18 protein-coding genes are annotated in these 23,185 nt (G+C 67.5%); 11 read left to right on the top strand and 7 right to left on the bottom strand.

Annotated features, from left to right (window positions below):
* On the top strand, positions 1–1,446 hold a 1,446-nt coding region (locus OMP43_RS22610; RefSeq protein WP_280281826.1), incomplete at its 5' end, for a hypothetical protein.
* 1 nt (position 1,447) lies between these two features.
* The gene (locus OMP43_RS22605) at positions 1,448–1,879 is read left to right on the top strand and encodes a hypothetical protein (RefSeq protein WP_280281825.1); all 432 of its coding nucleotides are present in this window, start codon (positions 1,448–1,450) and stop codon (positions 1,877–1,879) included.
* A 793-nt stretch (positions 1,880–2,672) separates the two neighbouring features.
* Here the strand turns inward: OMP43_RS22605 and OMP43_RS22600 are convergent.
* The 6 genes from OMP43_RS22600 to rpoZ form a co-directional block, all read right to left on the bottom strand.
* Positions 2,673–3,284, bottom strand: a complete 612-nt coding sequence (locus OMP43_RS22600) for an RcnB family protein (protein WP_280281824.1) — start codon at positions 3,282–3,284, stop codon at positions 2,673–2,675.
* An 86-nt stretch (positions 3,285–3,370) separates the two neighbouring features.
* Positions 3,371–4,435, bottom strand: coding sequence for a pyrimidine utilization protein A (gene rutA / locus OMP43_RS22595; protein WP_280281823.1), 1,065 nt, complete (start codon positions 4,433–4,435; stop codon positions 3,371–3,373).
* A gap of 3 nt (positions 4,436–4,438) precedes the next feature.
* Positions 4,439–5,221, bottom strand: a complete 783-nt coding sequence (gene rutD / locus OMP43_RS22590) for a pyrimidine utilization protein D (protein WP_280281822.1) — start codon at positions 5,219–5,221, stop codon at positions 4,439–4,441.
* Entirely contained in the window at positions 5,221–5,604 is a 384-nt protein-coding gene (gene rutC / locus OMP43_RS22585; RefSeq protein WP_280281821.1) for a pyrimidine utilization protein C, read from the bottom strand. The genes rutD and rutC overlap by 1 nt, the downstream gene beginning before the upstream one ends.
* Before the next feature lie 4 nt (positions 5,605–5,608).
* Entirely contained in the window at positions 5,609–6,322 is a 714-nt protein-coding gene (rutB, locus tag OMP43_RS22580) for a pyrimidine utilization protein B (RefSeq protein WP_280281820.1), read from the bottom strand.
* A 473-nt stretch (positions 6,323–6,795) separates the two neighbouring features.
* Positions 6,796–7,140, bottom strand: a complete 345-nt coding sequence (gene rpoZ / locus OMP43_RS22575) for a DNA-directed RNA polymerase subunit omega (RefSeq protein ID WP_280281819.1) — start codon at positions 7,138–7,140, stop codon at positions 6,796–6,798.
* Between the two features lie 208 nt (positions 7,141–7,348).
* On the opposite strand from rpoZ, the gene OMP43_RS22570 reads away from it, so the two are divergent.
* Positions 7,349–8,518: a phosphatidylserine/phosphatidylglycerophosphate/cardiolipin synthase family protein gene (locus OMP43_RS22570; RefSeq protein WP_280281827.1), complete on the top strand. Its 1,170-nt coding sequence runs from the start codon at positions 7,349–7,351 to the stop codon at positions 8,516–8,518.
* A 300-nt stretch (positions 8,519–8,818) separates the two neighbouring features.
* On the opposite strand, the gene OMP43_RS22565 is transcribed toward OMP43_RS22570, so the two are convergent.
* A complete protein-coding gene (locus OMP43_RS22565) occupies positions 8,819–9,280 on the bottom strand; it encodes an Lrp/AsnC family transcriptional regulator (RefSeq protein WP_167300171.1) in 462 nt (153 codons plus the stop codon).
* Positions 9,281–9,378: 98 nt separating this feature from the next.
* Between OMP43_RS22565 and putA the strand changes: the two genes are divergently transcribed.
* From putA to OMP43_RS22525, 8 genes are all read left to right on the top strand, one after another.
* Complete coding sequence (gene putA, locus OMP43_RS22560) at positions 9,379–12,966, top strand: trifunctional transcriptional regulator/proline dehydrogenase/L-glutamate gamma-semialdehyde dehydrogenase (protein WP_280281818.1); 3,588 nt, start codon at positions 9,379–9,381, stop codon at positions 12,964–12,966.
* Positions 12,967–13,189: 223 nt separating this feature from the next.
* On the top strand, positions 13,190–14,110 hold the full coding sequence (locus OMP43_RS22555; RefSeq protein ID WP_280281817.1) for an NAD-dependent epimerase/dehydratase family protein: 921 nt from the start codon (positions 13,190–13,192) through the stop codon (positions 14,108–14,110).
* A 40-nt stretch (positions 14,111–14,150) separates the two neighbouring features.
* Complete coding sequence (locus OMP43_RS22550; protein WP_280281816.1) at positions 14,151–14,957, top strand: undecaprenyl-diphosphate phosphatase; 807 nt, start codon at positions 14,151–14,153, stop codon at positions 14,955–14,957.
* 123 nt (positions 14,958–15,080) lie between these two features.
* The gene (locus OMP43_RS22545) at positions 15,081–16,517 is read left to right on the top strand and encodes an NAD(P)-dependent oxidoreductase (protein ID WP_280281815.1); all 1,437 of its coding nucleotides are present in this window, start codon (positions 15,081–15,083) and stop codon (positions 16,515–16,517) included.
* A 13-nt stretch (positions 16,518–16,530) separates the two neighbouring features.
* Positions 16,531–17,214 carry a DUF2059 domain-containing protein gene (locus OMP43_RS22540; RefSeq protein WP_280281814.1) on the top strand — a complete coding sequence of 228 codons (684 nt, stop codon included), beginning with the start codon at positions 16,531–16,533 and terminating at the stop codon, positions 17,212–17,214.
* Entirely contained in the window at positions 17,214–17,954 is a 741-nt protein-coding gene (locus OMP43_RS22535; RefSeq protein WP_280281813.1) for a DUF2059 domain-containing protein, read from the top strand. The genes OMP43_RS22540 and OMP43_RS22535 overlap by 1 nt, the downstream gene beginning before the upstream one ends.
* A complete protein-coding gene (gltB, locus tag OMP43_RS22530; protein ID WP_280281812.1) occupies positions 17,951–22,489 on the top strand; it encodes a glutamate synthase large subunit in 4,539 nt (1,512 codons plus the stop codon). The genes OMP43_RS22535 and gltB overlap by 4 nt, the downstream gene beginning before the upstream one ends.
* Positions 22,490–22,777: 288 nt before the next feature.
* Positions 22,778–23,185 (top strand): TSUP family transporter (locus OMP43_RS22525; RefSeq protein WP_280281811.1); only part of this gene is annotated, 408 nt, incomplete at its 3' end.

The raw sequence follows: 23,185 nt of genomic DNA, 5'->3' as shown, positions 1-23,185 counted from the left end.
GGATCGGGGGCCTCGGGCGCGATCGGGCTGGGCGGCTTCGAGGGCCGGCTGGTCGGCAACACCGCGGGCGGTCTCGCCAATGCGGCGGCGCGCAGCCTACTCGGCGGCACCGACTTCGGCGACAATATCCTCGCCGCACTGCCCGATATCATCGGGCAGACGATCGGGGAGGTGATTGCCGGCAATTGGAAGCCATCGGCGATAGAAAGAGCTTTTCTGAATGATGCCGAGGCGAGCATAGCGAGAGCTCGTGCGGCAGATTCCGACCTAATTCCCTTTCCTGCCGATGCATTTACATCCGGCGGTGTTCAACTGGTGGATATCCCGGCGTCAAGCTCTTACAGCCTCCCAAGTTCTATAGCGAATGAGAGTCTGAATTTAGCGGAGACACCAATAGCGACAGCGGGGACACTCCGCGAAGTTGGTACGAAAAACTCCAGCAGGATCTCCGAGCGGGACGATTATATTGATCCATACGGAGCGTTCGAAGGAGCGCTGGAGTCCCCGGACGGCAATAGTCTCGTATATTTTGCAAGCAGGTCGGGCACTTCTTCGCAATACAAGCTCGATATGGCGGAGGCTATCGGCTTGGAGTACGGCGCTCTGAACGAAGATAAAGCGATTAGGGTAGGCGCTCATCTTCGCGACCTCGCCTTGAAGCAATTCTTCCTTGTAGAAGGAAGGGATTATTTGAGAGATGCCTCTGTTACGCTCGCTGGCATGGTCGAGCACCTCGCTTATGGCAAAGGCTGGGCCAAGGTTCTGGAAGTAGTCAATGCGGCCTATATCGATGTGAGCGCTGAGGTCTCGCGCCGGGATAATCAGCTATATACTGAAACAGCAACTCTATATGCCGAAGCGGGCAGGGCAGCATTCTCGTCTGTCAACTTGGCAATGACTGCGGTTGATTATTCGCAGGGCAAGGCCAGCAACGCGGACATGTTCCTGGCCGCGATACCTTTCACACGGCTTGGTAAGTTGGAGCGCTTTGCGAGCGCGCCGCGCATGTCGCCCATCTTCAAGGTGCCCAAAATTCGGGCTTCTGCCGCAGAGGGCGCGGGAGGGGCGGTGATCGCCGGAAGGACATACAGGGGCGGCGCGTATGGTCGGCTTTCTGCTCAGAAGGGTGTTATCGAGCGGCACCACGCGCCAGCGGATAGCGTCAGCCCCTACACAACATATAGCGGCCCTGCCATTCAAATGGACTATGCTGACCACCTTCTGACATCGAGCCATGGTGGCCAGGGCCTAGCTGGCGCACTATATCGGTCTGAAGCCAAACGGTTGATAGATTCTGGTAACATGCGAGGCGCAATGGCGAAGGAGATTTGGGATATTCGCCGCGTCTCGGTTCAAAGTTCTGGCTCTACAACGAAGTATAATGCCGCAATGCGAGAGATGCTTGATTATGCATACGGAAGCGGCTATTTGAAGAAGGTTCCATAACATGGATGTGATAGAGCCATACACATCGGCAGGTGGCTTTAAGTTCGGTGCTTCTTACAACGAAGTTGTTTCCGCACTTGGGGAGCCCTGCTCCACGGAAAGAAGCCGCTTGGGCGAAACGATCGTCCGGTATGACGGATTTGGAGCTACGATTTCATCGCGTGGAGTGGTTGAGGTATACTTCCTACCTGGAGTGGATGTATCGCTGTTAGGCTTTGATGTATTCGGAGATGCTGCTGCCTTTGGGAGCCTATGCATCTTGGATGGTGATCCAAAGGAGTTCATGGGCTTTATCATCTTGTTCAAGCTCGGCGTTACTATGACGGGCTTCCACGACGGCGATGCAGCTCAGCAGGCAATAACCGCCTTTGAAAAGGGGCGCTGGGATCGGCTGCTCGGTGAAATGCAAGAATATCAAGCTGCCTCATGTTAAGCTGACGCCGGAGCTAGTCGGTTCCCGGCTTGATGGCGCGCTCGAACCGGGAGTGCTGCGGTGCAATGGCCAGTGCGCATGTGGGGTGGCAATGGACGCGCTGGAGTTGGCCCCCGCGACGGCCATGGGCGTGGGCAACTTGGCCGATGGACTGGTGACCGGTAATTACGGGCAGGTCGGGGAAGGTGTTCTCGGCACCGCTATGGTTGTGGTGGAAATTTTCTTGCCGGGGCGACGGGCGCCACCATCTTCGCGGACTTCGACGCGAACTTCACGGCGCTGAACGGCGGCACGGTGGGCGGCGCCTCGAGCTATGTGGCGAACGGGGGCGAGACGCTGCAGTAATATCTATCCTTGCGGCGCTGCCCGATGTGATCGGGCAGGCTGTCGGGGGCTGGTTCAGTGCCAGGCTTGCCGGCACGCCGCCCGCCGGGCGCGGCGGCGCGCCGGTCTATATTGACGAGCTGGCGCTCACCGGGGCCCCGCTTGCGGATCTGCCGGGCTTTGCCGGGTCCTCGCTGGCTCCGCTGACCGGTTCGGCGGGCGGATCAGGTCCGGCGGGCGGCGGCGCGGCCATGGAGGATGTCGGCGCCAATATCGTAGAGCAAGGGCCTATGAGAACGTCGGTGAAAGACAGCGAACAAGCAGTCGCAATCCTCACGGGGCATCCAGCACTTCTCCCCGAAATCGGCACGCGCGCCGGGATGCCCGTGCCGCATCGGAGCGGACCGGCGATCGGCCCCGGGGAAGTGGGCAGGACGCGGTCCGGGCCCGGACCGCGTCCCGTCGCGGATCAGTAGAAGGCGCCGTAGATCACGTCGACCACGCGGCGGGTCCGCACGTTCACCAGCAGCAGGTCCGGCCCGTAGCGCACCCAGCGATAGCCCGGAGGCGGCGCGCCCAGTCCGAGATCGTACCAGCCGTCATAATAATAATTGTTCGACAGGAAGAGCAGCGGCAGCAGCCCGCCGATCGACCAGCGCTGATAATGATAGCCGCGCGGATAGACGAAGGGCGGCCGGTGAATCGGGCGGAAATTGGGCGGACGGCCGATGCCGGGCCGGTGCGGCGGGCGCGCGATCGGGGGCCGCGGCGCGGGCGGACGGGCGATCGGCGGGCGCGGCGCGGGCGGGCGCGTTCCCGGGCCTCCCGGCTGCGACGGGCCGGGGCCCGGCGGGCGGACGCCCGGCTGGCCCGGATTGGGGCGTCCCGGACCGCCGGGGCCGCCCGAAGGCGGGCGCATGCCCGGCTGGCCCGGACGCTCGCCGGGACGGCCGCCCTGGCGATCGCCCTGACGATCGCCGTGTCTGTCGCCCTGACGATCGTCGGGGCGTTGCTGCCGCGCTTCGGCGAGCGGCGGTGCGAGGAGAATCGCCAGTGCGGCGAGGGAAGTCAGCTTCTTCATGCTTGCTCTCCGGCTTTGGGGGCAGTCAGATCCCCGTTGGCCCGACACCGAAACGATCGAGCATCGGAAAGGCTGCACCCTCCGGCTCAGCGCCCCGCGCGGCTCCGCATCAGCGGCTGGATGCGCGTGCCGAAATTCTCGACGCCCTCCAGGAAATCGTCGAAGGTGAGCAGCACCCCGCCGGTGTTCGGCACCGCCGCCATCTCGTCGAGCATGCGCGCGACGCTGGCATAGCTGCCCACCAGCGTGCCCATGTTGATGTTCACCGCCCCCTCCGGCGCGGCGAGCTGGCGGACATTGGTGGTGGGGTTGTTCTTGTCGGCCGCGCCCTGGTCCATCAGCCAGCGGATCGCGTCGATGTCGACGCCGTCATTGTACGACTTCCACTTGGCCATGGCCGCCTCGTCGGTCTCGTCGGCGATGACCATGACGAGCACGAACACCTTCACGTCGCGCCCGGTCCTGGCGGTGGCGGCGGCGAGCCGCTCGTTGTTGAAGGCGAAGGCGGTGGGCGTGTTGACGCCCTTGCCGAGGCAGAAGGCATAGTCCGCCCATCTGGCCGAGAAGGCGAGCCCCTCGTCCGACGAGCCGGCGCAGATGATCTTCATCTCGCCCTGGGGCACGGGACGCACCAGGCAATCGTCCATCTGGTAATATTCGCCCTTCAGGTCGCTGCGGCCGGTCTCCCACAGTTCGCGCAGGATCTGGGCATATTCGCCGAGCATCTGATAGCGGTTGCGGAAATGCTCGTCGCCCGGCCACAGCCCCATCTGGCTGTATTCGGGCCGCTGCCAGCCGGTGATCAGGTTGAGCCCGAAGCGGCCATGGCTGATCGAATCGATCGTGTTGCACATGCGCGCGGCAAAGGCCGGCGGGATGACCAGCGTGGGGCAGGTGGCATAGATCTTGATCTTCTCGGTGACGGCGGCGAGGCCGGCCATCAGCGTGAAGCTCTCCAGCCCATATTCCCAGAACTCGGTCTTGCCGCCAAAGCCGCGCAGCTTGATCATCGAGAGCAGGAAATCCAGGCCGTGCTTCTCGGCCCGCAGCGCGATCTCCTTGTTGAGATCGAAGCTCGGCATATACTGGGGCGCGTTCTCGCTGATCAGCCAGCCATTGTTGTTGATGGGAACGAAGACGCCGACTTCCATGATTTAGCTCCCCAGAAATGCAAGCACCCGGGCCTCGAAGCCCGGCGGGTCGGTCACGTTGCAGGCGTGCCCTCCCCAAGGCATCCGGACAAGTTGCGCCCGTGGAATGACTTGCGCAAGCGCCCGCGAACAGCCGGGCGGGACGAGCGCATCGTCGTCGCTGGCGAGCAGCAGCACGGGCATATCGGGCGGCGCCGCCGCCAGCCGGTCGATCAGGTCGAAGCGCAGCGCCGCGAGGATGCGCGCCTCGACCATGTCGGCGGGGAAGCCGGCGACGTGATGGACCGCCTCCTCCTCCAGCCGCGCGTGATTGTCCGAGATCCACTCCGGCGGGAACAGGAAGATCGGCTGGGCGTCGACATATTTGCCCGGGCCACAGGCGCGCAGCAGCGCCAGCCGGGCGTCGAAGCAGCGCGCGGTATAGCGATCGAGCCGGCCCCAGCCATTGACCACCACCAGCCTGTCGACCCGCTCCGGCGTGTCGAGCGCCATGCTCAGGCCGCCCATGCCGCCGATCGCATGGCCGAGGATCGACGCCCGCTCGATGCCGAGCGCATCCATCAGCAGGCGGATGTCGTCGCCGATGCTCTCGATGCGTGGCGTTACCGTCCGGTCCGAACGGCCGGTGCCGCGATGATCGTAGAGGATGACGCGGAAGCTCTCGGCGAGCGCGGGCAGATTGGGCAGCCAGTATCTGCCCGACCCGCCCATGCCGGCCGACAGGATCAGCGGCGGCGCATCTTCCGGCCCATGCCACTCATAATAAAGGCCCCCCGCCTCCGCCATCAGCCGATATGCGCCACCGAGGCGATCTCGACCAGGCAATCGGGCTTCACCAGATCGGCCCGGATGCAGTAGCGCGCCGGCTTGGCGCCCGGAAAATATTCGGCATAGATCTGGTTGAAGACCGGATAGTCGGCGAAATCCTTCAGGAAGATGTGGTTCATCGCCACGTCCTCCAGCCGCGCGCCGGCCGCTTCCAGCGTGGTCTTGATCACCTCGAGGATGTGCCGCGTCTGGCCGGCGGCATCGCCGACATGAAGCACCACGCCGCCCTCGCCCAGCGCCAGCACGCCTGAGACATAGACGGTGTCGCCCGCCTTCGCGCCGGCCGAATAGGGCGCGATCGGCGTGGGGAATTGCGGCGGATTGATCGGCTCGAACGACATGGGCTCACTCCCTGGGCAATTGGCCGAAGCTGCCGCAGAAGTCGGCGGTGGTCGAGACCCAGCCGAAGAACTTCTCGACATTGTAGACCGTGGCTTCCTGCATCATCGGCGGCCCGAGATGATGCGTCGCATCCTCGAGCATCACCCCGAAATATTCGAGATGGAAGCCGTCGCGCAGCGTGCTCTCGACGCAGACATTGGTGGCGATGCCGACGAAGACGATGTTACGGATGCCGCGCGCGCGCAGCGTCGAATCGAGCTGCGAGTTGAAGAAGGCGCTGTAGCGGGTCTTGTGGAGGCGGATGTCGCCGGGCTTGGGGGCGAGCGCGTCGACCAGCTCGTAATCCCAGCCGCCGCGCGCCAGCAGCTTGCCCTGGAGCTCGGGCCGGGCGCGCATCGTCTTCAGCGCATTGGACTTGTGCCAGTTGGGCGAGCCGGGGCCGCCGGCCTCGACATAATCGGGGTCCCAGCCATTCTGCAGATAGATGACCGGCATGCCCGCCGCCCGCGCCGTATCGAGCACCGCGGCGATCTTGCCGATCGTTCCCGCAGAACCCGAAATGTCGAACCCGGCCTGGTCGACATAGCCGCCGGGCGAGGCATAGGCGTTCTGCATGTCGATCACGACGATCGCGGTCTCGTCGGCGCTGACCCGGATCGGCTCGGGCCGGGCGGGAAGCGTGACGATGCGCGGGCCGGAAAGGTCGCGGCCTACCATGGGTTCGCCTGTCATTTGCACGAGTGTTCCCGAGAAGGGGGCGGTGCGCAAGCCCTCCGCACGTCCTCGTCCTCTCCGCCAAAGCCGGGATCCGGGGCCAAGGGCCATGGCAGCGCGGCCCGCTTCGACGTTTCCGGTTACGGCGAATGCGATTGCTTCGATTTCGCGACTTGCCCTGGATCCCCGGCCGCCCGGGGATGACGGGGGTATTTGTCGCGGCGGAGCAAGTGCCGGGACAAGGTGTTCCCGATAGCCGTCACTCCGGCCTTGCGCCGGGATCCCGCTGCTTCCTGCGCGGGCGAGATCGCGGGACCCCGGCTCAGGGCCGGGGTGACGAGGGAAGAATATGAGTCCCCAACCCGGATCGCGTCTCGATCACCAGGCGGGAATGCGGTCGGAGCCCCGATCCGATCGCCAAAGCAAAAGGGCCGGAGTTGCCCCCGGCCCCTTGCGAAGTTCAGCGGATCGCCGGCTCAGCCGTCGTAGTCGCCGCCCAGATTCTGGTTGCGCGGCGGGGCGGCGGCGGTGAGGCGCAGCGCCTCGGCCGAAGCCGCGATCGAGCCGACCTCGTCCGGCGCTTCCTCGTCGTCGATCTGCACCCGCTGCAGGCTCGAGACCACCGCCTCCTCCAGGTGAGTCGGGCGAATCGTCTCTTCCGCGATCTCGCGCAGCGCGACGACCGGGTTCTTGTCGCGGTCGCGATCGATGGTCAGATCGGCGCCGCCGGAGATCTGGCGGGCGCGCTGCGCCGCGAACAGCACGAGATCGAAACGGTTGGGAACCTTGTCGACGCAATCTTCGACAGTGACGCGCGCCATCTACGCTTCCTTGAAAAACGGAGTGTCCGGGAAAGGCGGCGACTTAGGGTCCGGCTGTGGAAAAGTCAAGAAAATGGACCCGGCGCCCGCGCGGCGAACCGAATCGCGCGTGGCGCGTTGGGAACGCCATCGCAACGATGTCCGCGGAGTCCCCTTGGAAGCGCTCGCCCCTCTTGCCCCCGTGCCGATGGTCCCGCATCACCCGGCGATGCGCTTCACCCAGCCGAGCTACACCGTCGACGGCAACCGGCTGACGCTGCTGCCCGACGGGCCCGAGCGGCTGGAGGCGCTGCTCGACCTGATGCGCCGCGCCGAGCGGACGCTCCGGGTGCTCTATTATATCTATGTCGATGATGCGGCCGGCGCGGCGGTGCGCCAGGCGCTGCTCGACGCGGCGGCGCGCGGCGTGAAGGTCAGCCTGATCGTCGACGGGCTCGGCAGCGAGCACGCCCAGAGCCATGGCTTCTTCGATCCGCTCCATGCCGCCGGAGTCGATGTCTGCCGCTTCGTGCCGCGCTGGGGGCGGCGCTACCTGCTCCGGAACCACCAGAAGCTCGCGCTCGCCGACGAGGCGCGCGTGATCGTCGGCGGGTTCAACATCGAGGACAGTTATTTCGGCACGATCGAGCAGGCCGCCTGGCGCGACCTGGGGCTGCTGATCGAGGGGCCGGCGGCGGGCCGCCTGGTCGGCTATTATGATGCGCTGTCGAACTGGGCCCGGCGGCCGCGCGGCAGCCTGCGCAGGCTGGCGAAGACGCTGCGCGCCTGGAGCGAGCCCGAAGGCGCCACCCGCTGGCTGCTCGGCGGGCCGATGCGGCGGCTCTCGCCCTGGGCGCGCGAAGTGAAGCGCGACATGGAGCGGGCGCAGTCGATCGACATCATGGCCGCCTATTTCGCGCCCAATCCGGCGATGCTTCGCCGGCTGGATCGCGCCGGCCTGCGCGGGCGGGTGCGGCTGATCCTGCCGTCCAGGCTCGATCATGGCGCCGCGATCTGGGCGGCGCGCTTCACTTATGCCGGGCTGCTCCGCAAGCGGGTGCAGATCTACGAATATCAGCCGACCAAGCTGCACGCGAAGCTGTTCCTGCTCGACGATGTGGTGAACATCGGCTCGGCGAATTTCGACATCCGCTCGATGTTCCTCAATCTCGAGCTGATGTTCCGCGTCGAGGATCCCGCCTTCGCCGCCTATGTCCGGGCCTTTGTCGATGGCGAGGTGGCCTGTTCGGAGCGGATCACGCCCGAGCTCTACCGGGCGCGCACCGGCCCCTGGACCCGGATCAAGCAGGCGGCGGCCTATTTCGTGATGGCGGTGCTCGACTATAACGTCACCCGCCGGCTCAACTTCGGCCCGCGCGGGACGCGGCCTGAGGGTTAGGTTGAGGCGGAGAACGGCGAGGCCGTCCTTCGCACCACGCACCCTCGTCCCTGCCACACGCCACCGTCCTCGCTACGCATCATCGTCATCCCGCCACACGCCATCGTCATCCCCGCGCAGGCGGGGATCCAGGGTAGCATGGGACGAAGGAAGCAATCCCGCATGGGGTTGCCGGAGCCGGAGAAGCGAACCACGCGAACTTTGCTCTTGGCCCTGGATCCCCGCCTGCGCGGGGATGACGGTGGAGAAGCGGGATGAGGGTGGGGAACAGAGGACGGCGGAGCATATGCGTTCCCGGCTCTAATCCTTGATCGTCTCCATCGCGACATAGGTCGAGGTGCTGGCGACATGGGGCAGGCTCGATATCTTCTCGCCCAGCACGATGCGGTAGCGGCGGATGTCGGCGGTGCGCACCTTCAGCAGATAGTCGAAATTGCTCGCGAGCATGTGGCATTCCTCCACCTCGGGGATGCGCCGCACCGCTGCGTTGAATTCCTGCAGCGCCTTTTCGCGGGTGTCGGCCAGCTTCACTTCGGTGAAGGCGATATGGTCGAGGCCCAGCCGCGCGGGATCGACGATCGCGCGAAAGCCGCGGATCACGCCGGCATCGGTCAGCCGCTTCAGCCGCACCTGGGCCGGGGTCTTGGACAGCCCCACCTGCCGGGCCAGCTCGGTCACCGTCATCCGGCCGTCCGCGGCCAGCGCGGCGACGATCTTGCGGTCGAACTCGTCCAATTCGACTGTCGCGGGGGGCTTCTTCATGGATTTCGCCTAGCAGATGGCTGTCAAAATGGCGATTCCGCCTGTGGTTTGCCTCTCAAAAGTCTGATCGACCCGCGCAAGCGGCGTATCATGGCGGGATGACCCAGCCCGCGCCCTTCGCCGCCTTCGCTCCGCCCGTTCGCGAGCCGACTCCGCTCCGCCGGGCGATCACCGCCGCCTATCGCCGCGACGAGCGCGCGGCGGTGGCGCCGCTGCTGGAGGCGGCGACGCTCGACGCGGCCACCCGCGCGGCGATCCGCGAGACGGCGACCGGGCTGGTCACCGGCCTGCGCGCCCGGCGGCGCGGCGGCGCGGTCGAATCGCTGGTGCAGGAATATGCGCTGTCGAGCGAGGAGGGCGTGGCGCTGATGTGCCTGGCCGAGGCGCTGCTCCGCATCCCCGACGATGCGACGCGCGACGCGCTGATCCGCGACAAGATCGCCGATGGCGACTGGCGGGCGCATCTCGGCGGCAAGTCGCTGTTCGTCAACGCGGCGACCTGGGCGCTGGTGGTGACGGGCAAGCTGGTCGACAGCGTCGACGATCGCGGGCTGGGCGCCGCGCTGATGCGCCTCGTCGCGCGCGCCGGCGAGCCGGTGATCCGCCGCGCGATCGATCTGGCGATGCGGATGATGGGCGAGCAGTTCGTCACCGGCGAGACGATCGCCGAGGCCCTCAGGCGCGCCCGCCACGAAGAGGCCAAGGGCTTCCGCTACAGCTACGACATGCTCGGCGAGGCGGCGACCACCGCGGCGGACGCCGAGCGCTATTATCGCGACTACGAGAATGCCATCGATGCGATCGGCGCCGCTTCGAACGGGCGCGGCGTCTATGCGGGGCCGGGCATCTCGATCAAGCTCTCGGCGCTCCATCCGCGCTATGGCCGCGCCCAGGCGGACCGGGTGATGGGCGAGCTGCTTCCCCGGGTGAAGACGCTGGCGGTGCTGGCGCGGCGCCATGACATCGGCCTCAACATCGATGCCGAGGAAGCGGACCGGCTGGAGATCTCGCTGGACCTGCTGGAGAGCCTGGCGCTGGATCCCGACCTGGCCGGCTGGGACGGGCTGGGCTTCGTCGTCCAGGCCTATGGCAAGCGCTGCCCCTTCGTGATCGACTGGATCATCGACCTGGCCGGGCGCGCCGGGCGGCGGATCATGGTCCGGCTGGTCAAGGGCGCCTATTGGGACGCGGAGATCAAGCGCGCCCAGGTCGACGGGCTGCGCGATTTTCCGGTCTATACCCGCAAGGCGCATACCGATGTGGCGTATATCGCCTGCGCGCGGAAGCTGCTGGCGGCGGGCGACCGGGTCTTCCCGCAATTCGCCACGCACAATGCCCAGACGCTGGCGACGATCTACCGGCTCGCCGGGCCGGACTTCGTGCTGGGCCAATATGAGTTCCAGTGCCTGCACGGCATGGGCGAGCCGCTCTACGAGCAGGTGGTGGGCGCGGCGAAGCTGGACCGGCCCTGCCGCATCTATGCGCCGGTCGGCACGCACGAGACGCTTCTGGCCTATCTTGTGCGCCGTTTGCTGGAAAATGGCGCCAACTCCTCCTTCGTGAATCGTATCGCGGATTCCGGAATTCCGGTTTCGGAGCTGGTCGCGGATCCGGTCGAGCAGGTGCGGGCGATGCCCGATCCGGGCGCGCATCACGACAGGATCGCGCTTCCCGCGGCGCTCTATCCGGACCGCCGCAATTCGGACGGCATCGACCTGAGCGACGAGGACGCGCTCGCCGCCTTGCGCGAAACGCTCCAGGCCAGCGCCGCGACCCAATGGCGCGCCGCGCCGGAAGATGGGCAGGGCGTGTCTCGCAAGGTGTTGAATCCGGCCGATAATCGGGACGAGGTCGGCGCGGTGATCGAGAGCTCGCCAGAGGCGGCCGCCGCAGCCGTGGCGCGTGCCGCCGCCTCGGCTTGGCGCGCCACGCCGGTTGCCGAGCGCGCCGCGATGCTCGAGCGCGCCGCCGATGCGATGCAGGCGCGGATGCCGCTGCTGCTCGGCCTAATCGTGCGCGAGGCGGGAAAATCGCTGCCCAACGCAATTGCCGAAGTGCGCGAAGCGATTGATTTCCTTCGCTATTATGCAGAGCGCGCGCGGGCGACCTTCGGGCCCGCCCAGCTGCCGCTCGGGCCGGTGGTGTGCATCAGCCCGTGGAATTTCCCGCTGGCGATCTTCACCGGCCAGGTGGCGGCGGCGCTGGTGGCGGGCAATCCGGTGCTCGCCAAGCCGGCCGAGGAGACGCCGCTGATCGCCGCCCAGGCGGTGGCGCTGCTCCACGATGCGGGGGTCCCCGCCGATGCGCTCCAGCTCGTGCCCGGCGACGGCGCGATCGGCGCGGCGCTGGTCGGCGCGGCCGAGACCGCGGGAGTGATGTTCACCGGCTCGACCGAGGTGGCCCGCCTCATCCAGCGCCAGCTCGCTTCGCGCCTGTCCCCGGCCGGCCGGCCGATTCCGCTCGTCGCCGAGACCGGCGGGCAGAATGCGATGATCGTCGATTCCTCGGCGCTTGCCGAGCAGGTCGTCGCCGACGTCATCGCCTCGGCGTTCGACAGCGCGGGCCAGCGCTGTTCGGCGCTCCGGATCCTGTGCCTGCAGGAGGAAGTCGCCGATCGCACGCTGGCGATGCTGAAGGGCGCGCTCAGGGAGCTGCGCATCGGCCGCACCGACGCGCTCAGCGTCGATACCGGCCCGGTGATCACCGCCGAGGCGCGCGACAATATCGAGCGCCACGTCGCGACGATGCGCGCGCGGGGCCACCGCATCGAGCAGCAGGACCTGCCGGCCGCGACCGGGCATGGCACCTTCGTGCCGCCGACGATCATCGAGATCGACGCGATCGCCGATGTCGAGCGCGAGGTGTTCGGCCCCGTGCTCCATGTGCTGCGCTATCGCCGCGACGACCTTCCGGTGCTGATCGATGCGATCAACGCCACCGGCTATGGCCTCACCTTCGGCCTGCACACCCGGCTCGACGAGACGGTTGCCGAAGTGACCGCGCGGGTGAAGGCGGGCAATCTCTATGTGAACCGCAACGTGATCGGCGCGATCGTCGGGGTGCAGCCCTTTGGCGGGCGAGGGCTCTCGGGCACCGGTCCCAAGGCGGGCGGGCCGCTCTATCTCGGCCGGCTGGTCGGCTCGGCGCCGGTGGCGATCCAGCCCATGGGCGCGGCCGGGACGCCGCTGGCCGAATTCGCCGCCTGGCTCGACGCCCAGGGCGAAGTGCGGGCCGCCGAGGCGGCGCGGCGCTATGGCGCGGCCTCGGCCCTTGGCGTCGAGCGCGAGCTGCCGGGCCCGGTGGGCGAGCGCAACCTTTATGCGCTTCATCCGCGCGGCCGCATCCTGATGCGCCCCGCGACGGTGGCCGGCCTGTACGACCAGATGGCGGCGGTGCTGGCGACGGGCAACCGGGGCAGGCTCGAGGGGATGGCGCTGCCGCACGGCCTGCCGCCCCGGGTCGCCGCCGCCTTCGCGCCGGATCCGGCGGAGCCCCTCGCCGCGGCGCTGGTCGAAGGCGATGCCATGCCCGTGGCCGAGGCGCTGGCGGCGCTGGACGGCCCCATCGTGCCGTTGCTCGCCATGGGCGAATCCGGCTATCCGATCGAGCTGCTGCTCGAGGAAGTGTCGATCTCGATCAACACCACCGCCGCCGGGGGCAATGCCAGCCTGATGACGATCGGCTGATCCGGGCGGGCCGATCCCCCGCGCGAACGCTCTCCGGAGAGCGCAGGAGTTGGCCGCGCGCTATACGCCCTTGGGCCTGGATCCCCGCCGGCGCGGGGATGACGGGTTTGCCGATTGGATCTTGAGCCCGGGCGGCGCCATCCGGTGCTTGCCTCTCCGTCCGCCGCGCGGCATGGGGTTAGGCTCGGCCGGCAGGCAGGTTTTCAGTTCCAGGACCAAGGGCATGAAGGACAAACTCATAGTGCTGATCGGCGGCGGCGGATTCGTCGGCCGCTATGTCGCGCAGGAACTGCTCGCCGCCGGCGCGCGCCTGCGAATCGCCCAGCGCCGGCCGCGCGACGCCTGGTTCCTCAAGCCGCTGGGCGGCCTGGGCCAGACCCAGTTCGTCGCCGCCGACGTGACCCGGCCCGAGACGATTGCCGCCGCGGTCGCCGGTGCCGATGCGGTGGTCAATCTCGCGGGCGTGCTCAAGGGCGATTTCGACGGCGTGAATGGCGCGGGCGCCCAGACTGTCGCCGCCGCGGCCCGGGCGGCCGGCGTCGCCTCGCTCGTCCATTTCTCCGCGCTCGGCGCCGCCGACGATTCGGCTTCCGCCTATGGCCGCTCCAAGGCGGCGGGCGAGGCCGCGGTGCGGCAGGCCTTTCCGGAAGCCGTGATCCTGCGTCCTTCCTTCGTCTTCGGGCGCGAGGACGCGTTCACCAACCGGTTCGCCGCGATGCTCGGCATGGGGCCGGTGATGCCGGTGCTCCGCGCCGGGGTGCGCTTCCAGCCGGTCTATGTCGTCGACGTCGCCCGGGCGGTGGCCGCGGCGCTGGCCGCGCCGGAGAAGTCCGCGGGCCAGACCTATGCGCTGGCCGGACCCGACACGCTCACCATGGCGGGCCTGCTTCACTGGCTCGCCGGCGCGACCGGCCACCGGCCGGCCTTTGCCGAGCTGCCCGATCCGCTCGGCGCGCTGATCGCGATGCTGCCCGGCACGCCGATCACCCGCGACCAGTGGCGCATGCTGCTGGCGGACAATGTCGCGGGCGATGTGCCCGGGCTGGCGGCGCTCGGCATCGTGGCGACGCCGCTCGCCAGCGTCGCGCCGGCCTGGCTCGTCCGCTATCGTCGCAACGGCCGCTTCGCCAGGCTGGCCGCCTGACCGCCTTTCCGCGCCGCCGGCGCCTGGGAGCATATCAAGCATGAGCGAAACCCTGGTCGCGATCCTCCTCGGCATTGTCGAGGGGATCACCGAGTTCCTGCCGGTCTCCTCGACCGGCCATCTGATCCTCGCTTCCGAGCTGCTCGGCTATGACGCCGCCACCTGGGCGATGTTCAACGTCGTCATCCAGCTTGGCGCCATTCTGGCGGTGGTGGTGCTCTACTGGCGGACCTTCTGGGCGGTGGCCTCCGGCCTCCTTCGGATGAACCCGGTCTCGTGGCGTTTCACGCGCAACCTGCTCGTCGCCTTCGTCCCCGCCGCCGTGATCGGCCTTGCGCTCCATTCGAAGATCGAGGTGCTGCTCGGCGAGCCGATGGTGGTGGCCTGGGCGCTGGTGATCGGCGGCATCGCGATCCTGGTGATCGAGCGGCTGGTGAAGTCGGCCACGATCCATGGCATCGCGGAGATCCCGCTGGTCCGCGTGATCGGCATCGGCTTCATCCAGTGCATCGCGATGATTCCGGGCGTCAGCCGTTCGGGCGCGACGATCATGGGCGCGCTCAGCCTGGGCGTGGAACGCCGCACCGCCGCCGAGTTCAGCTTCTTCCTCGCCATCCCCACCATGCTGGGCGCCACCACGCTCGAGCTGCTCAAGAACCATGACGCGATCGCCTCGGCCCGGGTGGGTTGGGACGAGATCGCCATCGGCTTCGTCACTGCCTTCATCGTCGCGATCGTAGTGATCAAATGGTTCGTCGGCATCGTCTCGAAACATGGGTTCGCGCCCTTTGCCTGGTACCGAATCGTCGCCGGCATCGGGGCGATCGCCTGGCTCTCGATGCGGTAAGGTCCGGATCGGCCATAAAAATACGTAAGAATATTTCAAATTCGCCCCAACTGGGCGGAAAAACCCAATATAGGTCAGCTTTGCTGACTTTTATCGACTCGCTTGCGGCGGTAGCGCGGCCGCATGGCGGAAACGATGCTCAAATTCGTTGGAACGGCGCAGGCTTATCCGGGCAAGCGCGGGGCGGAACTGCGCGCGGAGGATTTCCGCGAGATCGCGGATCGCTATGCGGTGCCCACGGCCGAGGAGCAGGCTAGCCGCTGCTCGCAATGCGGCGTGCCCTATTGCTCGGTGCACTGCCCGCTCCACAATCACATCCCGGACTGGCTGCGGCTGACGGCGGAGGGGCGCCTGCGCGAAGCCTATGCGCTGTCGAACAGCACATCGACCATGCCCGAGATATGCGGCCGAATCTGCCCGCAGGACCGGCTGTGCGAAGGCAATTGCGTCATCGAATTCTCCGGGCACGGCGCGGTCACCATCGGCTCGGTCGAGAAGTTCGTCACCGACACGGCCTGGGAAGAGGGCTGGGTCGAGCCGGTCGCGGTGGGGCCGGCGCGCGGCCAGTCGGTCGGCATCGTCGGGGCCGGGCCCGCGGGCCTGGCGGCGGCCGAATATCTCCGCGAATATGGCTATGAGGTGCATGTCTATGACCGGCACGACCGCGCGGGCGGGCTGCTCACCTATGGCATTCCGGGCTTCAAGCTGGAGAAGCATGTGGTCATGCGCCGCATCGAGCGGCTGGCGCAGGGCGGCATCAGCTTCCACATGGATTTCGAGGTCGGGCGCGACGCCAGTCTCGACGCGCTGCGCAAGCGGCACGATTCGCTGCTGATTGCCACCGGCGTCTACAAGCCGCGCGGGATCCAGGCGCCGGGCGTGGGCGCGGAGGGCATCGTCGAGGCGCTCGATTACCTGACCGCTTCCAACCGCAAGGGCTTTGGCGACGCGGTTCCGGCCTTTGACGACGGCAGCCTCGATGCCAGGGGCAAGCATGTGGTCGTCGTCGGCGGCGGCGACACGGCGATGGACTGTGTGCGCACCGCCGTCCGCCAGGGCGCGGCGTCGGTGAAGTGCCTGTATCGCCGCGACCGGGCGAACATGCCCGGCTCGCAGCGCGAAACCGCCAATGCCGAGGAGGAGGGCGTCGAGTTCGTCTGGCTCTCGGCGCCGGAGGCCTTTGACGGCGACGAGCGCGTCACCGGCGTGCGTGCCACCCGCATGCGGCTGGGCGCGCCCGATGCCTCGGGCCGCCGCGCGCCCGAGCTCGATCCGGGCGGCGCTTTCCAGCTCCGGGCGGACCTGGTGATCAAGGCGCTGGGCTTCGAGCCCGAGGACCTGCCGCGCCTGTTCGGCGCCGAGGAGCTGGGCGTCACGCGCTGGGGTACGCTGCGCACGGACGGGCGGACGATGATGACCAGCCTCGACGGTGTTTTCGCGGCGGGCGATATTGTCCGCGGCGCGAGTCTCGTCGTCTGGGCGATTCGCGATGGCCGTGACGTCGCGGCGCACATGCATGCCTGGATGCGCGCCCGCGCCGATGCGGCTCGGGCTGCTTGAGAAAGTCGCACCGATGAAGTTCCTGCTTGCCGCTCTCGCCCTTGGCGTCGCACTTCCGGCCCAGGCCTTTGCCGCCGTACCAGCGGCGGCGCCTGTGGCCGAAGGCGATCTCCAGAAGCTCGTGGCGCTATTGGCCCCCGAAGAATCGGTCGGCCGGATCGCCGGTCGCGCTTTCGACCTCGGCATGAACCAGCAGCTTGCCGCCGATCCGAAGGTGAAGGCGATCTATGACGCCAATCCCGGGCTGCGCGAGCAGGTGGGCGGGCAGCTGCGCGACCAGTTCACCCGGATTCTGGTGGCCGCGCTGCCTTCGCTGCGTGGCGAGATCGCGGGCATTATCATGGCCGAGCTCACGCCGGGCGAGATCGCCGACACGCTGACCTTCTTCGCCAGCCCGCCCGGTCAGAAGGTGCGTGCCCAGGTCTATGAGACGATGGGCAGCGCGCCGGGCCAGTCGCCGCAGGAAATGCAGCAGGCCGCGATAGCGGCGGTGATGGAGAAGATGACGCCGGAGGATTATCCGGCGCTGATGGCGTTCGCGGGAAGCACCGCGGCGCAGAAGATGGGTAGCGTGAATCCGAAGATCGCCACGGCCAGCCAGGCCTGGGCGCTCAAGCTGGTCGCCGCCAATCGCCCGCAAATGGAAGGTTTCGCAACCAGGGCGGTGGCGGACTATCTCAGGAAGAAGCGCGGCTGATGCGCGTGCTTCCGCTAGCCGCCACCCTGCTCGCCCTCGCGCCGCTTGCCGTGCCGGGAATGGCCTGTGCGCAGGCGCAAACGGCGGTTTCGCCGGAGCACCTGGCGCTCGGACACGAGCTGGCCAAGCGCAATAACGATGAAGTCTCGGCCGACAACCAGGTCAGCGCGATGCTGGTCAGCGCCGCCAAGATATTCGCCGAGAACAAGGACTTGCGGGAGCTCGAGAAGGAGTATCCCGGGGCGATCAAGAAGATGCTCGATGCGATGGCCCCGGTGATCCGGGAAGAGACGCTGCGGGCGCTGCCGCGGCTCTGGGATCGGCTGGGCGCAATCTATGCAGCCAACATGACCGAGCAGGAACTGCGCGACGCGATCGCCTTTTACTCCGGCCCGGTCGGCGTGCGCCTGCGCGCGGCAATGATCGGCGATCTCGATATGAAGGCGATGCTGAGCGAGGTGCTGGCCGATCCCGACAAGAATATCAGCGAGAAAGCGCTGGGAGCGAGCCTTGACTCGACCGCGCGGGGCGCGATCCGCGCGCTGTCGTCCGCAGATCAGCAGGCGCTCGCGCAGTTCGCCTTCACTCCGGCCGGTGCGCAGATCCAGCGGTTGAATGCGCAGATAATCAAGGCGGCCTCCGACTGGAGCAACGAGGCGAACCCGGAACTGGACGCGAAGCTGGAAAAGATCGCCGAGGACGTGGTGGCCAAGATCCTCGATAAGGAGCAGTCGAAATGAAGCTGGACGAACGCGAACGGCTCGCCCGCGAGGGCATGTACCGTCCCGAGTTCGAGGGAGACGCCTGCGGCGTCGGCCTGGTCGCCGCGACGGACGGCCAGCCCTCGCGCCGCGTCGTCCAGTCGGCGATCGACGCGCTGAAGGCAGTGTGGCATCGCGGCGCGGTGGATGCGGACGGCAAGACCGGCGACGGGGCCGGCATCCATGTCGACCTGCCCGTCCGCTTCTTCGACGATGCGATCGCCGCGGGCGGCCACCGCGTGCTGCCGAACCGGCTGGCGGTGGGCATGGTCTTCCTGCCGCGCACCGATCTGGGCGCGCAGGAAGCTTGCCGCACCATCGTCGAGAGCGAGATCATCGAGGCGGGCTACACTATCTATGGCTGGCGCCAGGTGCCGGTCGACGTCTCCGTCATCGGCATGAAGGCGCAGGCGACGCGCCCCGAGATCGAGCAGATCATGATCGCGGGCCCCCCCTTGCCGCACGGCGGCAAAAACGAAAATGGGCCCGGCGCGATGGATGCCGCCGAGTTCGAGAAGGAACTCTATCTCGTCCGCCGCCGGATCGAGAAGCGCGTGATCGCCGCCCAGATCAGCGGCTTCTACATCTGCTCGCTGTCGACGCGCTCGATCATCTACAAGGGCCTGTTCCTCGCCGAGAGCCTGTCGGACTTCTATCCGGACCTTCGCGACGAGCGTTTCACGAGCCGGGTAGCCATTTTCCACCAGCGTTACTCGACCAACACGTTCCCGCAATGGTGGCTGGCCCAGCCGTTCCGCTGCCTCGCCCATAACGGTGAGATCAACACGATCCGCGGCAACAAGAACTGGATGCTCAGCCACGAGATCAAGATGGCGAGCATCGCCTTTGGGGAGCGTTCGGAGGACATCAAGCCGGTGATCCCGGCCGGTGCGTCGGATACCGCGGCGCTCGACGCGGTGTTCGAGGCGATCTGCCGCTCGGGGAGGGACGCGCCCACCGCCAAGCTGATGCTGGTGCCCGAGGCATGGGACGAGCACACGCCGGACAAGCACCTGGAGATGTACAAATATCTCGCCTCGGTGATGGAGCCCTGGGACGGGCCCGCCGCGCTGGCGATGACCGATGGGCGCTGGGCGGTGGCGGGCGTCGACCGCAACGCGCTGCGTCCGTTGCGCTACACCCAGACCTCGGACGGCCTGCTGATCGTCGGGTCCGAGACCGGCATGGTCCAGATTCCCGAATCGACCGTGATCGCCAAGGGGCGGATGGGCCCGGGCCAGATGATCGCGGTCGACCTGGATCAGGGCGTGCTGCTCTGCGACCGCGCGATCAAGGACAGGATCGCCGGCGAGCATGACTATGCCGCCATGATCGGCGAGTTCATCACCGTGGGCGACCTGCCCGAGCCCGAGGTGGCGCCGCTCCGCTTCGAGCGCGCCGAGCTCACTCGCCGCCAGGTCGCGGCGGGGCAGACGCTCGAGGACATGGAGCTGATCCTCGCCCCGATGGTCGAGACCGCCAAGGAAGCCGTCGGCTCGATGGGGGACGACACGCCGCTGGCGGTGATCTCGGACAAGCCGCGCCTGATCAGCCAGTTCTTCCGCCAGAATTTCAGCCAGGTCACCAACCCGCCGATCGACTCGTTGCGCGAGCGCCAGGTGATGACGCTCAAGACGCGCTTCGGGAACCTCGCCAACATCCTCGATACCGAGGGCGGCGGCTCGAAGGTGCTGGTGCTGGACAGCCCGGTGCTGACGAATGGCGATTGGGAGCGGCTGCGCGCGCATTTCGGCGATCAGTGCGCCGAGATCGACTGCACCTTCCCCGCCGGGGACGATCCCGACGACCTGCGCGAAGCGATCCGCCGCATCCGCTACGAGGCGGAACAGGCGGTCCGCGCCGGCTGCACCGAGCTGTTCCTGACCGACGAGCATGTCTCGGAGGGCCGCGCCGCCATTGCCGGCGTGCTCGCCGCCGCGGCGGTGCACACCCATCTCGTCCGCCGGGGCCTGCGCAGCTACGCGTCGGTCAACGTCCGCAGCGCCGAATGCCTCGACACCCATTATTATGCGGTGCTGATCGGCGTCGGCGCGACCACGGTGAATGCCTATCTGACCGAGGCCTCGATCGCCGATCGCCATGGCCGCGGCCTGTTCGGCGACATCGCGCTGGACGAGTGCCTGAACCGTCACCGCAAGGCGATCGACGAGGGCCTGCTCAAGATCATGTCGAAGATGGGGATCGCGGTGATCTCCTCCTATCGCGGCGGCTATAATTTCGAGGCGGTCGGCCTCAGCCGCGCGCTGGTCAACGACCTGTTCCCCGGCATGCCGGCCAAGATCTCGGGCGAGGGCTATGCCTCGCTCCATCTCTCGGCGATGCTTCGCCACCAGGCGGGCTATGACCGCGGCGTCGCGACGCTGCCGATCGGCGGCTTCTACCGCCAGCGCCACGGCGGCGAGACTCATGCCTATTCGGCCCAGCTGATGCACCTGCTGCAGACGGCGGTGTCGACCGACAGCTATTCGTCCTACCTGGCTTTCTCGCGCGGTGTGCGCGACCTGCCGCCGGTCTATCTGCGCGACCTGCTCGAATTCAACTTCCCGGGCGAGGGCATCCAGATCGATCAGGTCGAGGCGATCACCGAGATCCGCAAGCGCTTCGTCACGCCCGGCATGTCGCTCGGCGCGCTCTCCCCGGAAGCGCATGAGACGCTGGCGATCGCGATGAACCGCATCGGCGCCAAGGCCGTGTCGGGCGAGGGCGGCGAAGACAAGAACCGGTACACCCCGTACGAGAATGGCGACAACGCCAACTCGACGATCAAGCAGATCGCTTCGGGCCGCTTCGGCGTCACCGCCGAATATCTCAACGCCTGCGACGAGATCGAGATCAAGGTCGCCCAGGGCGCCAAGCCCGGCGAGGGCGGCCAGCTGCCCGGCTTCAAGGTCACCGAGTTCATCGCGAAGCTCAGGCATGCGACGCCCGGGGTGACGCTCATCAGCCCGCCGCCGCACCACGACATCTATTCGATCGAGGATCTGGCGCAGCTCATCTACGATCTGAAGATGATCAACCCGCGCGCCCGGGTGTGCGTGAAGCTGGTCAGCTCGGCCGGCATCGGCACGGTGGCGGCCGGCGTGGCCAAGGCGCATGCGGACGTCATCCTGGTCGCGGGCCATGTCGGTGGCACCGGCGCCTCGCCCCAGACTTCGGTGAAATACGCCGGCACGCCCTGGGAAATGGGCCTGACCGAAGTGAACCAGACCCTGACGCTCAACGGCCTGCGCGGGCGAGTCAAGCTGCGCACCGATGGCGGCCTGAAGACCGGGCGGGACATCGTGATCGCGGCGATCCTGGGCGCCGAGGAATTCGGGATCGGCACGCTGAGCCTGGTGGCGATGGGCTGCATCATGGTCCGCCAGTGCCATTCGAACACCTGCCCGGTCGGCGTCTGCACCCAGGACGAGAAGCTGCGCCAGAAGTTCGTCGGCACGCCCGAGAAGGTGATCAACCTGATGACCTTCATCGCCGAGGAGGTTCGCGAGATCCTGGCGCGGCTGGGCTTCAAGAGCCTCGACGAGGTGATCGGCCGCACCGAGCTGCTCCGCCAGGTCAGCCGCGGTGCCGAGCATCTCGACGATCTCGATCTCAACCCGATCCTTGCCAAGGTCGATGCCGACGATGCCGAGCGCCGCTTCAGCCTGTCGACCTTCCGCAACGAAGTGCCCGACAGCCTCGATGCGCAGATGATCAAGGATGCGGCCCCGGTCTTCGCGCGGCGCGAGAAGATGCAGCTCACCTACAATGTGCGGAACACGCATCGCGCGGTGGGCACGCGGCTCTCTTCCGAGATCACGCGTCGCTTCGGCATGTCGGCGCTTGCCGACGGGCATGTCCATGTCCGGCTGCGCGGTTCGGCGGGCCAGTCGCTCGGCGCCTTTCTGTGCAAGGGCGTCACGCTCGAGGTGTTCGGCGACAGCAACGACTATGTCGGCAAGGGCCTGTCGGGCGGCACCATCGTGGTGCGCCCGCTGGTCAGCTCGCCGATCGAATCGTGGAAGAACACGATCATCGGCAACACCGTGCTCTACGGCGCCACTTCGGGCCGGCTGTTCGCCGCCGGCCAGGCGGGCGAGCGCTTCGCGGTGCGCAACTCGGGCGCCGAAGTGGTGGTCGAGGGCTGCGGCGCGAACGGCTGCGAATATATGACCGGCGGCACCGCGGTGCTGCTCGGCGAGGTGGGCATGAACTTCGGCGCGGGCATGACCGGCGGCATGGCCTTTGTCTATGACGCGGACGGCAGCTTCGCGCAGCGCGCCAATCCGGAGAGCATCGTCTGGCAGCGCCTCGCCTCGGCGCATTGGGAAGCTAAGCTGCGCGAGCTGGTCGAGGCGCATGTCGCGGCGACCGACAGCAAATGGGCGGCGGGCTTGCTCGAGGACTGGGACCGCGCGCTCGGTTCCTTCTGGCAGGTGGTGCCCCGCGAGATGCTGAGCCGCCTGCCCCAGCCGCTCAACGACGACGCAGTGGAGGCGGTGGCGGCGGAATGAGGTGCCGGCCCGGCTCCTCCCGTTCCGCCTGAGGGGATAGCGGCGGGCGGGGCCGGGGTGCCGGTTCTCCGCGCGGGCGGCGCGGCCGCCGGCTTGCCCGGGAACCCCCGTCTCGCCGGGTTGCGAAGCGGTTCCGGGCCGGTTCGGGCCTGGAGGCTGGAACCGGCCGATGCGCCCCGGGGCCGATAGCGGCCTGCCCGGATGGACATCGGCGGCGGGACCTATCGACAGGTTGAGGCCACACAGGCTTTTGCACTGTCGCGCAAACGCGGTATCGCAGAAGGCACGATGGATCTCTACCTCCCGATCGCCAACCTGTCGGTCAACGCGCTCGTCATCGTGGCGCTGGGGTTCGGCGTCGGCCTGCTCTCGGGCATGTTCGGCGTCGGCGGCGGGTTCCTCACCACGCCGCTGCTGATCTTCTACGGCATTCCGCCGACGGTCGCCGCCGCATCGGCGGCCAGCCAGGTTACCGGCGCCAGCGTCTCGGGCGTGCTCGCGCATTTCCGCCGGGGCGGCGTGGACATCCATATGGGCGTGGTGCTGGTGGTGGGGGGCGTGATCGGCAGCATCGCCGGGGCCGCGTTATTCACGCTGCTGCAGAAGAGCGGCCAGATCGATGTGGTGATCGGGATGCTCTATGTGCTGATGCTCGGCTCGATCGGCGGGCTGATGCTGCACGAATCGGTCCAGGCG

Source organism: Sphingomonas sp. CBMAI 2297 (assembly GCF_029870595.1).
Lineage (GTDB): Bacteria > Pseudomonadota > Alphaproteobacteria > Sphingomonadales > Sphingomonadaceae > Sphingomonas.
The sequence above is the reverse complement of the archived record's forward strand: the minus strand, read 5'-3'. Positions and strand labels throughout refer to the sequence as shown.